Below are 13393 nucleotides of genomic sequence, written 5' to 3' on the forward strand. Positions count from 1 at the left end.
TCTTGCTGCTCTGAGCAGCATGAAGTGCGCAATCCCGGCCGGGGGGTGAGGTGGCCGGGGGGTCGCGGCGGTCAGCCGGTGACGACGACCGCCGTGGTGGCGACGTCGTCGAGACTGACGGACCCGCCGTCGGCCAGGGTGAGGCTCGCGCCGCTCGCGGCGAGGGGGCCGGTGAGCTCCGCGATGCGGGCACCGGTCGCGTCGGCGAGGGACACGCGCAGGGTGCTGCCCACGCAGTCGAGGGGTGGCGTCGCGACGCCGACGCCCACGAGGACGTAGCCCTTCGCGTCCGCGGAGTACTCGACGTCGTGGGAGAGCTCGAGCTCCGACGGCGCGCACGCGGTCACGGAGCTCGTGCCCGCGCCGATCATGGGGCCGCCCTGGGTGGCGAGCTGCCCCGCCTGTGCCAGCGACAGACCGAGCAGACCAGCGGCACCGAGGCCGGCGAGCATGCTCGCGACAGCCCGTGCCTTGATGGCAGTACGTCCCATGTCACCCTCGCTCGCCGCGGACGTCCAATGTCCGCACGACCAGTGTGTGGGTGCTACCACCTATCTGACAACCGGCAGGGCGACGTTGGTCCGGGTGAAAAGGGCTCGGCGCGGTGGTGTCCGGGTGCGTCAGTTGCAGCCGGGAACGACGTCCTCACCTGAGCGGACGTCCTTGTAACCCTTGATGACGACCGGGTTCACCGAGTACACGCCCGGCACCAGCACGAGGAGCATGGCCGACTCGCAGCGCCAGTCCTCGTACTCAGCCGGCCGGGGGTCGAGCCATCCCAGACCACCGCCGTCGACATCCACGCTCGCCGCCCGGAACGGAACTCGGGTGCCAGTGGCACCGACGCGAGCCAAGTTGACGTACATCCGATCGCCTGCTCGGAAATACTGCTGCGACGTGATGCTGAACGACCACTCGTTCGTCCCACGACCGAGAATCTCGACCGTAGGCGCACAAGACGAGCTCCCATTGCGGGTCCTGCAGATCACCAGCGGAAGGACCTCCCCCGGGAGCTCCCACGCCGCGGAAACGCCCCAGGAACCGACGATGGCCGCTGCTCGACCGACGTCGGGCAGGAAGACCGCCTTGCTCGCAGTCAGATTGACGGCGCCACCAGCCGACGCGTTTCCTTCGAGCGTCGCGAGCGCCACCCCGTCTGCGTCGATCAGAGTCGCCTCGATCTTCTTGCCGGCACAGCTCGGCGCCACTCCACGCGCCTCGAACTTCCTCGTCGATCCCGTGCTGATCTCGTCGTAGCCGTTCAAGCCCCCCTTGCCGTTCTCGCTCTGGTCCTTTCTAGGGCTGATCACTATCGCGTCGTCGCACCGCTGAGCAGTCAAGGTAGTCAGCACAGGGCGGCTGACCTTCAACGAAGCAGCGCTGGCAACGGAGGGCAGAGCGACGACGACGAGCGCGAGCAGCGTCGCGATCAGTGCCGTCGTGCGCTTCATGCCTGGGGGCTCCTCGAGGGGGTGTCGCTGAGGTCGTCGCTGGACGTCTCGCTGGCTGCCGCGGTCACGCTGGCGTCAGAGGCATCGACCTCGGGTGCGAGAGCGGCGCCGGCGTCCTGCCCGTCGTGGCCTTCGCCCTCCGCCTGCGGTGCGTCCTCGTCATCGGTCCGCGGCCAGAGGTAGATCGCCCCGGCGAGGAGGAACAGCGAGATCCAGATGTACGGGTTGGCGAGCGTGTAGACGATGCTGCCGAGGTTCGGGATGTGGAGCCGCGCGATCCCGACGACCTGGCTGTTGTCGGGCTCCCAGGGATCGATGAACGAGTTGTTGTCGCCCTGGATGACCCAGGCGTCCGAGTCGCCGCCGATGATGCGGTGGATGACCCGGGCGCCGCCGGTGTCCTCCGGCTCGTAGACGACGACGTCGCCGACCTGCGGCTCGCCGCAGCGGGCCCACACCAGGTCACCCGTGTAGTACGTCGGCTCCATCGACTGGCCCGAGACGATCGTCAGGGTGCTGCAGCCGCCGAGCGTCGTGGGCCAGAAGAAGTAGACGAGGCCCGCGATGAACGCGAGCGTGACCGTCGTGGCGAGCCCCGACCGGAGCCGGCGCGTCATGCGCACGGCTCCGGTCCCATGGCTTGCTCCGGTCACAGCGTCGGGCTCCGATCCGGTGTGGTGCGAACTGCGGGGGTCGGGTGCCGGTTGGCACCCAGGTCAGCGGGTCAGCTGTAGATGACGACCGCGACGCCCTCGACGTCAGCTGCCTTCACCGAGGCCGTGAGCGCAATCTTCTTGGTGGCAGTCAGCCCCTTACCGGTCAGCTCGGTAAGCGTCGACCCGTCCCCCTTGGTGAGCGTGATCTGGTAGTTCATCTCGGGGCCCACGCAGCCGGTCAGGCCGGAGAGATCCACGCTCGACACGGTGTATCCCTTGACGGTCGACGAGTAGGCGTTCGTGAAGTCGATAGCGATCTGGTCGCTGTCTTCCTGGCACGCCTCGACGATGGTCTGCGCGGCGCCGAGCGACGAGGTGCCGACGTTGAGCGTCGCGGCGGACGCGATCGAGAGGCCGGCGACGCCGACGACGGCGAGGGCGAGGGCGGCGGCCTTACGGTTCTTGCTGGAAGCCATGGTGGTACTCCAAGGTCGTGGTGGGGTCCATGAGGACGGACTTCAACCTACGAGCGGCTGCAAGAATGGGGCAGGGCTTGCATGGGTGCTAGCACCCGACGTATGAGGAAAACCGCGAGACTTCACCCGCCGTGAAACGAAGTCGAGTCGGGCAAATCCGTTCATCCGGCGCGGATCCGGTCATCAATCGTTGCAAGGTCGAGCACGAATCGCGCCAACGCGGCACGCGCCTCGTCCGATCTCAGCGCTTGCAAGGACTGCAAGCGGTCTGCTGGGACTCAGAGCCCGACGAGCTCGTCGGCGTCGCGCGCGACGGTCAGGGGGATCCGCGCCCGCAGCTCGACGCTCGTCTCCCGCGTCGGCACGAAGTCGTCGGCGCCGTCGGCGGAGAGCGGCGGCGGGCTGACGAGCTCGATCGAGCCGCCCACGAGCGCGAGCCGCTCGTCGATGCGCTGTGTCCCGGAGCGTCGCTCGGCCGCGTCGGCCGGGAGCGGGCGTCCGTTGTTGGCGACCGTGAGCCTGAGCGCCTCGCCGTCGTGGTCGACTCGCACGACGACGCGGGTCGCCCGCCCGTGCCGCAGCGCGTTCGTGATGGCCTCCTCGACCACCCGGACCGCGAGCAACCTGTCCGGGCTCGTGATCACGGAGGACACGGGATCGTCCACCACGCGCGCGGCGTCGGACACCTCGAGGGCCGTGCCGATGCCCGGCGGGAGCCGGCGCAGGAGCGAGCGCAACGCGGGGACGACGCCGAGCTCGAGGCCCTCGGGGTAGAGCATCCGGCTCATCTCGCGCACGTCGTGCTCGCGGATCTCCTCGATGTCGTCCCGCAGCGCCACCAGGGGGCTGACGGCGTCGGCGTCGTGCCCACGCTTGCGCGCCTCCGCGATCATCAGGTCGATCCGCACCGCCTGGATGACGAGGCGCTGCTGGAGCGACCCGTGCAGGCCCTCGGCGATCGACCGCCGCACCCGCACCTCCTCCTCCTCGAGCGTGCGCAGCGCCAGCTCGCGCTGGACCTCGACGACGGCGGCGTGGCGCTCCTCGATCCGCAGCAGTCGCTGGCTGCGCATGTACAGGAAGGCGAGCAGGCCGCCAGCCATGCAGAACAATGCACCGCCGGCGAACTCCGACGCCCACACGGCCAGGTCCTCCGCGGGCCGGACGTTGAGGAAGAACAGCACCTCGGCGCGCGCGACGCTCGCCAGGAACGCGGCGGGGAGCACCGACTGCATCGCCGTCCACACGGTCGTGGCCCGCTCGACGCCGAACACGATGTTGAACAGCACCATGAGCCCCGTGCCGATGACGCCGGCCAGCACGCGGTGCAGCATCGACGCGAGCGAGGCGTCGGAGGTCAGCGACGCGAGCAGCCCGTTGTGGATCGACCCCAGGACGAACACCACGCTGAGGATCCCCGCCGTCGCGCCGGCCATCGCAAGGCGGTCGCGACGCAGGTCTGCCCGGGTCAGCCGGATGCCATGGAGCTCCATGGATTCATTATCGGGTCGTGACGAACCGATAATGAGTTTGTGAACAACACCCACGGAGTGACGCGCGTCGCGGTGGTCGAGGACCACACCCTCTTTCGGAGCATGCTCGAGCAGGTGATCCGGGGCGCCGACGACCTCACGCTGGTCTCGTCGTCGGCCACCGTGACCGACGCGCGGGTCGCGATCAAGCCGCGCAAGGTCGACGTCGTGCTGCTCGACATCGACCTGCCCGACGGCAACGGCATCGCCCTGGGCGTGATGCTGTGCCGCGCGGACCCGAACCTGCGGGTGGTGCTGCTGAGCGCGCAGAACGCCATGGACCTCATGCTCGACCTGCCCAAGGACGTCGCGGGCGGCTGGAGCTACCTGTCGAAGACGTCGACCAACGACTCCGAGGGCCTGCTGCACGCGATCCGCGTCGCCGCCGCCGGCGGCAGCACGCTGGACCCGTCGCTCCTCGACAAGATGACTCCGCGCGTGGGGACGGCGGTCGCGAAGCTCACGGACCGGCAGTACGAGGTGCTGCGGCAGATCGCTGCGGGGCTGTCGAACGCGGGTATCGCGGAGCGGCTCGGCATCACGGAGAAGTCCGTGCAGAACCACGTCAACGCGATCTACGCGACCCTCGGCATCGACGCGAACCCCACGCGCAACCCGCGCGTCACTGCGGCGCTGCGCCTGATCGAGGAGACCGGGACGGCCTGACGACGCCGGAACTCTGCGGGCCCGGCGTACGTTGACCACAGGAGCGGCGCCGTCGGCCGCCCACCACGACCTGAGGAGCGCCACCCGGATGAGCAGCACGCCCGTGATCTTCGCCGCGAGCGGCCTGCGGGCCGGCTACGGCGGACCGCCCGTGCTGGACGACCTCAGCCTGTCGCTGCGCCGGGGCGAGGCCGTGGGCCTGCTCGGCCTGTCCGGCGTCGGCAAGTCCACCCTCGTCGAGATCCTCGGCGGGCACGCCCGGCCCACGCTCGGTCAGGTCACGCTCAACGGCGTCAAGGTGACGTCGAAGGCCCCGCACCACCGCAAGGCCGTCAAGGCCCGCCTGCGCACGGTGCACCAGAACGGGCTCACCGGCATCGATCCGCACCGCACGGTCGAGAAGACCCTCACCGATGCGTTCACCCAGGCGCGACGCGCCGGACGCTCGACCAACAGCGACGTCGAGGGCGCGCTGCTCGGGGTGGGGCTGCCCATCCGCTTCGCCACCCGCACGATCCAGACGCTCTCCGGGGGCGAGCGCCAGCGGCTCGCGATCGCGCGCGCGCTGGCGACCCGGCCCGACGTGCTGCTGCTCGACGAGCCGCTCACCGCCGTCGACCCCACCATGCGCGAGGAGATCGCCCGCGACCTTCGCGCCCACGCTGCCGAGCACGAGATCGCGATGCTCGTCGCCTCGCACGACCTGGCGCTGCTCGACCAGCTCACCGACTCGGTGCACGTCCTGTCCGAGGGACGCCTGGTCGAGTCCGGCGCCCTGCGCGACATCCTGCGCGCGCCGAGCCACCCGGACACTCGCGCGATCGTCGAGGCGCTGCCGGAGGCGGTCGCCGCCAACCGGGTGCTGCGCGCGTAGCCGTGGCGCCGTAGCGCCCGCTCAGTCCCGCAGCGGCGAGCCGACGACGTCGAAGCGGAAGCCCCCGAACTCCCCCGACAGCAACGGACGCGCGGCGGCGATGGACGCTTGGACCTCTGGCAGCGCGAGGGAGCCCTGGTGGGCCTCCGCGGTCTCCCACAGCTCCATCACGAAGACCGTGTCCGGCGCGTCGGCGCTGACGCCGACCTCGTAGGCCAGGCAGCCGGCGCCAGCGAGCGCGTCGTTGCGCTGGACCAGCTGGGCGACGAGCGCGTCGCGCTGTCCGGGGACGGCACCAAGGGTTCCCACATTCGCGAAGGTCATGCCCCACACGCTAGGGCAGGGCACCGACACAGCACAGTCCTGCTCGGCCATGCCGAGCAGGACTGTGCTGGCGTCGCCCGCAAGGCGTCAGCGCCCGCGCGCGGGCGCGACGAGCAGAACCGGAGCCGCCTATCGGGTTCGAACCGATGACCTTCCGTTTACAAGACGGATGCTCTACCAGCTGAGCTAAGGCGGCGGGTCGGCGGGCCCGTGCAGGCCCGACGCCGCGACGAGTTTACCCGTCGGCCGGCGCCCCGAGAGGCACCGGCCGACGGGCAGACCGATCACTCCGCGGGCGTGCCCGCGATCTCGTCCACGGCTGCCTCGATGGCGCCGTCGACGCGCCAGTCGCCCTCCCAGCGCTTGCCGTCGATCGTGATGGTCGGCGTACCGAAGCCGCGCTCGCCCGCGACGTTCGGGTCGCTCGTGGCGAGCTCGGTCGCGCCCTCGACCCAGTCGCGGAACGCCTCGTCGGCGGTGCCGTCGGCGATCGCGCCCGCGACGTCCTCGGGGACGTTGGCGGCACGCGCGATGTCCGCGATCTGCTCGTTCGTCAGCCCGGTGCTGCCCTCGGCAGGCTGGTTGGCGAACATCGCGGCATTGAAGTCCACGAAGTTCTCCGGCGCCTGGTCCGCGACGTACGCGCCGGCTGCGGCGGCACGGGTCGAGTACTCGGTGCCCTCGGAGAACCTGTCGAGGATCGACACCGGGTGCATCACGAGCTTGATCTTGCCCGTCTCGTTGAGGGCGTCGAGGGACTCGCCGTTGATGGACTCGAACTGGGCGCAGATCGGGCACATGTAGTCGAGGTACACGCCGACCTCGACCGCCTCGGAGCTGTCGACGCCAGTCTCGGTGGTCGTGACGATGCCACCGTTCTCGGTCGCGGCCGTCGGCGTGGACACGCCCTCGAGTGGCGGCTTCTTGGAGTCCTGCAGGATGAAGACGACGACGCCGACGAACGCGAGCAGCGCGACGACCATCACGCCGATCGCGATGAACCGGTTGCGCTTGTCGCGCCGCTCCTGGGCGGCGCGCAGGCGGGCCGCCTCCTGGCGGGCTGCCTCGCGCTTGTCGTTGATGGCGGGGGGACGGGCCATGGTGGTGCTCCTCGATCTGGGTGGTGCGGGTGCGCGGTCGCGCGGGGCAGGGGTCAGGCCGCGACGAGCGGCGGACCACGGCGCCCCTGGGCGCCGGCGAGCAGCAGGGTGCGCACCACGGGGAGCACGACGGCGTCGCGCCACCGCGGCTCGCGGCGCACGGCCACGAGGGCTCGAGCCGGACGCAGCGCCAGGCTCGGCCGGACGAGGCGCGCCAGCTGCCGGAAGCACCGGGCGAGGTGGCGCCCGGCTCCGAGCGCACCGAGGCCGGCGAGCCCGTGCAGGACCACGACGGGAAGGGCGACGGCGGCGATGACGCCAGCGACGTCGTCGGGCGCCCCGCCCAGGGCGAGCGTGCCCTCCGGGCACGTGTCGGAGTGCCGGACCATCGCCAGGCGCGTGCCCCACCAGGCGAAGCTGCCCGTGCCCGCGACGCAGTGGTGAACGAGGGCGATCCCTCGTTCTCCCAGCGCACCGAGCCCCGCGAGCAGCGTCACGGCACCGGCGACGACGGCGCCCAGCACGAGGGAGCCGTGCCGCACGGCGCGGTCGGCTCTGGCTCGCTGGGTCCCGGTCACCACGCGGCCAGGCTACGGCATCTGGCTGAGCCGGTGCGGCGGGTCAGGACAGGTCGGGCGGGCCCGTGAACGGCCACCACTCGACCGGCTTGTCCACCGCGATCCACAGCCCGAACAGGGCCGCGAGCGCGAGGGCCACGATCACCACGAACGCCGTGCCGACGGCACCCGGCGCCACGTGGCCGAGCACCGTCCGGGCGCCCACCCGCGTCATCCGGGACAGGGGCCCGAACCACAGCAGCAGCAGCACGAGGGCCGCCGTCACCGCGAGCGCCGCGCTGAACACCCACGGCGCGTTCTGCGTCCCGGCGGCCGTGGCGTCGGCTCCCTCGAGCGGAGCGACGACCCACTGGTTGGTCTGCAGCAGCCACCACGAGGTGCCGAGCACGACGACGCCTGCGCTGGCCGCGACGAGCACCGAGGGCACCAGGCCGCCGAGCGCCCGGAGCGCGTGCCAGGGCAGCAGCACGGCGGCGCGCCAGCCGTCGCTGCGCCGCACGCCACGGTCCTCGCGCCGGTCGTGCAGGGCCTCGGCCGCCACGCCGACGGTGCGTACGAGGAACAGCAGGACGAGCACGACGACGGCGGTGAGCGCGGGGTATAGGGTCGCCGCGGCTACGGCCGGGACCGCGAGCGCCAGGATCGCGACCGGCCTGCGCCGGTGCACGGGCCGGACGTACCCGGTCTCGTCGAGCGGGCGCGGCTCGTAGTCGAGCGGGTAGCCCTCACCCTGCCCGTCGCCGGCGTCCTCCCCGAGCACCGGGTCGCCCGGACGCCCGTGCGTGTCGAGCAGCAGCGTGCCGTCGCCGGCGTCGACGTCGAGCATCCGGGTCGTGCCCGACGTCGTGAGGATGGCCGTGCCCTCCCCGGCCTGCTCGCCCGCCTGCTCGCCGACGTCACCGTGGCCGACAGGTGCAGGGGCGGCGAGGGGAACCGTGCCGGCAGCCGGAGCCGCCGCCGGCACGACCGGTGGGGTCGGGAGCAGCGCGGTGCTAACCTCGCCCGACTGGGCCGCCTGCCGCAGCATCGTCACGACCTCGTCGGGCCCCAGGCGCTGGTCCGGGTCGACGTCGAGCGCGCCCGCGAGCGCGGCGGTCGTCACCGGCCCGAGCCCGTCGAGGTCGACGACGCCGGCGCGCACCCGGGAGAGCACGACGTCGAGCGGGCGGACCCCGAAGGGCGCCCGGCCGGTCGCGGCGTACGCGAGCGACGCGGCCCACCCCCACCAGTCCCCCTGAGCGGACGGTTCCGCGCCGTCGAGCATCTCGGGTGCGAGGTACCCCGGGGTCCCCATGACGAACCCGGTCGAGGTGACCCGCGCGTCGTCGAGCCCCTGGGCAATCCCGAAGTCGATGAGCACGGGCCCGTTGTCGGCCACGAGGATGTTGCTGGGCTTCACGTCGCGGTGCAGCAGGTCGGCGTCGTGCACCGCGTGCAGGGCCTCCGCGAGCTGGGCCGCGAGCTCGTACAGGTCGTCGGCGTCGAGCGGCCCGCCGCCCATGACCTCGTCCTCGAGGCTCGGACCGTCGACGAGCTCAGTGACGATGAACGCGTCGTCGGCGTCCGCCTCCGCGTCGAGCACCCGCGCGATCGCGGGGTGCGTGACCTTCTGCAGGGCCGCGACCTCGCGGAGCAGCCGGGCGCGGGCGCCGTCGGTCACCGCGTAGGCGCGGTGCAGGAGCTTGAGGGCGACCGCGTCCCCGCCGCCGTCGACGGCGCGGTAGACGGTGCCAGCTGCCCCTGACCCGAGCCGTTCGACCACGTGGTAGCCGCCGACCTCGTCGCCTGGGCGCTTCGTGTGGCGTTCCATGTCGGCACGCTAGCCCGAACCCCGCGCCGGCGGCGGGAGCACACGCCCCCGGTGGGCGGTGCGACGTTTCCCGAGCGGCGCCAGGAGCCCGGCGGTAGTCTCGGACCCGGACCCGAGGTCAACAACAAGCAAAGTGGTGAACTCCGAACCGTGGCGGACAACGAGACCCAGCAGGCATCTTCCGGCGAGGCCGAGACCGAGGCCGGGCGGGCCGTCCCGGACACGACTCCCGACGAGCGCTACGACCTCGTCGTCGTCGCCAACCGGCTCCCGGTCGACTTCACGACCGACGACGACGGCGCCATCTCCTGGAAGCGGTCCCCCGGCGGCCTGGTCACGGCCCTGGGCCCGATGATGCGCGCGTCCGAGGGCGCCTGGGTGGGGTGGAGCGGCGCGGCCGACACCGAGGACGACCCGTTCGACGCCGACGACATCCGTTGCGTGCCCGTGGGGCTCTCGGCCGCCGAGATCGAGCTCTACTACGAGGGCTTCTCCAACGACACGCTGTGGCCGCTCTACCACGACGTGATCGCGCCGCCGTCGTTCCACCGCCAGTGGTGGGAGGCGTACCGCAAGGTCAACCGCCGCTTCGCCGAGAAGGCCGCCGCCCTGGCCAAGGAGGGCGCCGTCGTGTGGGTGCACGACTACCAGCTGCAGCTGGTGCCGGCCATGCTGCGCGAGATGCGGCCCGACCTGCGCATCGGGTTCTTCAACCACATCCCCTTCCCCCCGCTCGAGATCTTCAGCCAGCTCCCCTGGCGCCGCCAGGTCGTCCAGGGCCTTCTGGGTGCCGACCTCGTGGGCTTCCAGCGCGCTGGGGACGCCGCCAACTTCATCCGCGCCGTGCGCCGCCTGACCGACCTGACCACCCGCGGGCAGATGATCACGGTCACCGACGACGAGGCCCGCCGCGACATGCCCGCCCGGCACGTCCGCGCCGCAGCGTTCCCCATCTCGATCGACTCCGCGCACTTCGACGCCCTCGCGCAGACCCCCGAGGTGCAGGCCCGGGCGCGCGAGATCCGCGCCGAGCTCGGCAACCCGCGCGTCATGATGCTCGGCGTCGACCGCCTCGACTACACCAAGGGCATCCGGCACCGCATCAAGGCCTACGGCGAGCTGCTGGCCGACGGGCGCCTCACCGTCACCGACGCCACCCTGGTCCAGGTGGCGAGCCCCAGCCGGGAGAACGTCGACGCCTACCAGCAGCTGCGGGAGGACGTCGAGGGTCTCGTCGGGCGGATCAACGGCGAGTACGGGGAGATCGGGCACAGCGCGATCAACTACATGCACCACTCCTACCCGGCGGAGGAGATGGCCGCCCTGTACCTCGCGGCCGACGTCATGCTCGTGACCTCGCTGCGAGACGGCATGAACCTCGTGGCCAAGGAGTACGTCGCGGCCCGCTCGGACGACCAGGGCGTGCTCGTGCTCTCGGAGTTCACCGGCGCTGCCGACGAGCTCGGCCGCGGGGCGCTGCTGTGCAACCCGCACGACATCGACGGTCTCAAGGACATCATGGTCCGCGCCGCGACGATGGAGCCGCGCGAGTCGCGCAAGCGCATGCGCCGCCTGCGCCGCGCGGTCCTGGAGAACGACGTCGCCCGCTGGTCGCAGACGTTCCTCGGCGTCCTGACCGCCCTGCCGAGCCGCTTCCCGGACCGCGAACGGTCCTACGACGCCGACGCGCGCGAACCCGAGCCGCACGACGTCCTGGACGGGGAGGACTCCTGATGGCCCTGGCCCCGGACCTCGCCGCCGCCGTCGAGGCCTTCGCCGCGCGCGGGGCGCCGCTGCTCGTCGCGACCGACTTCGACGGCGTGCTCGCCCCCCTCGTGGACGACCCCGCAGCCTCGCGGGCCACCGCCGCCGGGCAGACGGCGCTCGACCAGCTCGCCGCGTCCGACGGCGTCACGCTCGCCCTCGTCTCCGGCCGGCACCTGGACGCCCTCGCCGAGGTCTCCCGCGCGCCCGCCGGCACGCTCCTCGTCGGCAGCCACGGGGCCGAGCGCGGCGTCGTGCGCTCCCGCAGCCCGCGGCACAGCGCCTCCCAGCACCTGCCCGACGTCGCGCGCGTGCCGCTCGACCTGTCCGACGCCCAGCGGACCGCTCTGGCAGCCCTGATCGCCGGGCTCGAGGGCTCCGTCGCCGGCGTGGACGGGGCGTGGGTGGAGCACAAGCCGTCGGCGGCGGTGCTGCACACGCGCCTCGCCGCCCCCGAGGACGCTGCGGCCGTCACCGAGCGCGCCCTCGAGATCGCGGCCGAGCTCGAGCTGGCGCCGATGCAGGGCAAGGACGTCGTGGAGGTCGCGGTCCTCGAGACGTCCAAGGGCAAGGCCCTCGCGGCGCTGCGCGACGAGCTCGGCGCGAGCGCGGTGTTCTACATGGGCGACGACGTCACCGACGAGCGCGCCTTCGAGGCGCTCTGCGACGACGACCTCACCGTCAAGGTCGGGCCGGGCGAGACCGCGGCGCGCTTCCGCGTCGAGACTCCCGAGGACGCCGCCGTCGTCCTGGCCGCCATCGCGGCCGCGGTGCGGCCCACGGAAGCCTGACCCGGGACCTTCGGGAGCGACGCGCGTCACCGACTGTGGCAGGATGGCCCTGGCCCCACCAGAGCTGGTGGGCTGTGTCAGCGCTGACAACTTGAGACGCTTCCTGGCACTCTTCACAACGGATCGTCCGGCACGTACCTGCCGGTGAAGGGACACACCTGTCATGGCTACTGTCACTTTTGACAAGGCAACCCGCGTCTACCCGGGGACCGAGCGCCCCGCCGTCGACGCCCTCGACCTCCACATCGAGGACGGCGAGTTCCTCGTCCTCGTCGGCCCCTCGGGCTGTGGGAAGTCGACCTCGCTGCGCATGCTCGCCGGCCTGGAGGACGTCAACCAGGGCCGCATCATGATCGGCGACCGCGACGTCACCGATGTCCAGCCCAAGGACCGGGACATCGCGATGGTGTTCCAGAACTACGCGCTGTACCCGCACATGACCGTCGCGGACAACATGGGCTTCGCCCTGAAGATCGCCGGCACCCCGAAGGCTGACATCCGTCAGCGCGTCGAGGAGGCCGCCAAGATCCTCGACCTGTCCGAGTACCTGGACCGCAAGCCGAAGGCCCTCTCCGGTGGTCAGCGTCAGCGTGTCGCCATGGGCCGCGCCATCGTGCGTCAGCCCCAGGTGTTCCTCATGGACGAGCCGCTGTCGAACCTCGACGCCAAGCTCCGCGTCCAGACCCGTACGCAGATCGCGTCGCTCCAGCGCCGCCTCGGCGTCACGACCGTCTACGTCACGCACGACCAGACCGAGGCCCTCACCATGGGCGACCGCATCGCGGTCCTCAAGGACGGCCTCCTGCAGCAGGTCGGCACACCGCGCGACATGTACGACACCCCGGCGAACGTGTTCGTCGCCGGCTTCATCGGCTCCCCCGCCATGAACCTCGGCACGTTCAAGGTCAACGGCGGCGTGGCCGAGGTCGGCCCGGCACGCATCCCGATCTCGCGCGCCGCGGTCGCGGGCATGATCCCCGAGGACGACGGCAAGATCGTGCTCGGCTTCCGTCCCGAGTCGCTCGACGTGGTCTCGCAGGCGGACGCCTCGGCGTTCCCCGTCGAGGTCAACATCGTCGAGGAGCTCGGCTCCGACGCGTTCGTCTACGGCACCCTCAAGGGCGACCTCGCCGGTGCTGACGTCCACTCGGGCGCTGGCGACGACCAGCTGATCGTCCGCGTCGACCCGCGCAACGTGCCCGCCAAGGGCGAGCGCATCTACGTCGCGATCCGCCCCGGCGAGGAGCACGTGTTCGGCGCTGGGTCCGGCAAGCGCCTCGAGAGCTGACGCGCTCCGCAGCATGAGGACGAGGGGCGACCAGGCACAGACCTGGTCGCCCCTCGTCGCGCGTGGCGGACCGCCTATCCTGA

Annotated in this window: 14 protein-coding genes and 1 tRNA gene; 5 read left to right on the forward strand and 10 right to left on the reverse strand. The window is 71.7% G+C overall.

What is annotated here, in order from left to right; translation table 11 throughout:
- Positions 1–71: 71 nt before the first annotated feature.
- The 5 genes from BMZ30_RS09605 to BMZ30_RS09625 form a co-directional block, all read right to left on the reverse strand.
- Entirely contained in the window at positions 72–491 is a 420-nt protein-coding gene (locus BMZ30_RS09605; protein WP_093377930.1) for a hypothetical protein, read from the reverse strand.
- Positions 492–620: 129 nt separating this feature from the next.
- Positions 621–1451, reverse strand: coding sequence for a hypothetical protein (locus tag BMZ30_RS09610; protein WP_093377933.1), 831 nt, complete (start codon positions 1449–1451; stop codon positions 621–623).
- On the reverse strand, positions 1448–2068 hold the full coding sequence (locus tag BMZ30_RS09615; protein ID WP_093377935.1) for a signal peptidase I: 621 nt from the start codon (positions 2066–2068) through the stop codon (positions 1448–1450). Before BMZ30_RS09615 ends, BMZ30_RS09610 begins: the two co-directional genes overlap by 4 nt.
- Positions 2069–2175: 107 nt before the next feature.
- Positions 2176–2583, reverse strand: a complete 408-nt coding sequence (locus BMZ30_RS09620; RefSeq protein WP_093377938.1) for a hypothetical protein — start codon at positions 2581–2583, stop codon at positions 2176–2178.
- Between the two features lie 278 nt (positions 2584–2861).
- Positions 2862–4076 carry a sensor histidine kinase gene (locus tag BMZ30_RS09625; RefSeq protein WP_093377940.1) on the reverse strand — a complete coding sequence of 405 codons (1215 nt, stop codon included), beginning with the start codon at positions 4074–4076 and terminating at the stop codon, positions 2862–2864.
- 39 nt (positions 4077–4115) lie between these two features.
- On the opposite strand from BMZ30_RS09625, the gene BMZ30_RS09630 reads away from it, so the two are divergent.
- Both BMZ30_RS09630 and BMZ30_RS09635 read left to right on the forward strand, forming a co-directional pair.
- A complete protein-coding gene (locus BMZ30_RS09630) occupies positions 4116–4781 on the forward strand; it encodes a response regulator (protein ID WP_229828740.1) in 666 nt (221 codons plus the stop codon).
- An 88-nt stretch (positions 4782–4869) separates the two neighbouring features.
- Positions 4870–5655 (forward strand): ABC transporter ATP-binding protein, encoded by a 786-nt coding sequence (locus BMZ30_RS09635; protein WP_093377943.1) that lies wholly within the window; start codon positions 4870–4872, stop codon positions 5653–5655.
- Positions 5656–5676: 21 nt separating this feature from the next.
- Here the strand turns inward: BMZ30_RS09635 and BMZ30_RS09640 are convergent, their stop codons facing one another.
- The 5 genes from BMZ30_RS09640 to BMZ30_RS09660 all read right to left on the reverse strand — a co-directional run bounded on the left by BMZ30_RS09640 (position 5677) and on the right by BMZ30_RS09660 (position 9467).
- Positions 5677–5979 carry a putative quinol monooxygenase gene (locus BMZ30_RS09640; RefSeq protein WP_093378582.1) on the reverse strand — a complete coding sequence of 101 codons (303 nt, stop codon included), beginning with the start codon at positions 5977–5979 and terminating at the stop codon, positions 5677–5679.
- 123 nt (positions 5980–6102) lie between these two features.
- Positions 6103–6175 (reverse strand) — tRNA-Thr (locus tag BMZ30_RS09645).
- A gap of 88 nt (positions 6176–6263) precedes the next feature.
- Complete coding sequence (locus BMZ30_RS09650) at positions 6264–7079, reverse strand: DsbA family protein (RefSeq protein ID WP_093377945.1); 816 nt, start codon at positions 7077–7079, stop codon at positions 6264–6266.
- Between the two features lie 53 nt (positions 7080–7132).
- Complete coding sequence (locus BMZ30_RS13765; RefSeq protein WP_177191342.1) at positions 7133–7660, reverse strand: hypothetical protein; 528 nt, start codon at positions 7658–7660, stop codon at positions 7133–7135.
- 40 nt (positions 7661–7700) lie between these two features.
- Positions 7701–9467: a serine/threonine-protein kinase gene (locus tag BMZ30_RS09660; RefSeq protein WP_093377950.1), complete on the reverse strand. Its 1767-nt coding sequence runs from the start codon at positions 9465–9467 to the stop codon at positions 7701–7703.
- A 150-nt stretch (positions 9468–9617) separates the two neighbouring features.
- Between BMZ30_RS09660 and otsA the strand changes: the two genes are divergently transcribed.
- From otsA to BMZ30_RS09675, 3 genes are all read left to right on the forward strand, one after another.
- Positions 9618–11201 carry an alpha,alpha-trehalose-phosphate synthase (UDP-forming) gene (gene otsA / locus BMZ30_RS09665; protein ID WP_093377953.1) on the forward strand — a complete coding sequence of 528 codons (1584 nt, stop codon included), beginning with the start codon at positions 9618–9620 and terminating at the stop codon, positions 11199–11201.
- A complete protein-coding gene (gene otsB, locus BMZ30_RS09670; RefSeq protein ID WP_093377955.1) occupies positions 11201–12022 on the forward strand; it encodes a trehalose-phosphatase in 822 nt (273 codons plus the stop codon). The genes otsA and otsB overlap by 1 nt, the downstream gene beginning before the upstream one ends.
- Positions 12023–12185: 163 nt before the next feature.
- The gene (locus BMZ30_RS09675; protein ID WP_093377958.1) at positions 12186–13310 is read left to right on the forward strand and encodes an ABC transporter ATP-binding protein; all 1125 of its coding nucleotides are present in this window, start codon (positions 12186–12188) and stop codon (positions 13308–13310) included.
- The last annotated feature ends 83 nt before the right edge of the window (positions 13311–13393 follow it).

Source organism: Flavimobilis marinus (assembly GCF_900113055.1).
Taxonomy (GTDB): domain Bacteria; phylum Actinomycetota; class Actinomycetes; order Actinomycetales; family Cellulomonadaceae; genus Flavimobilis; species Flavimobilis marinus.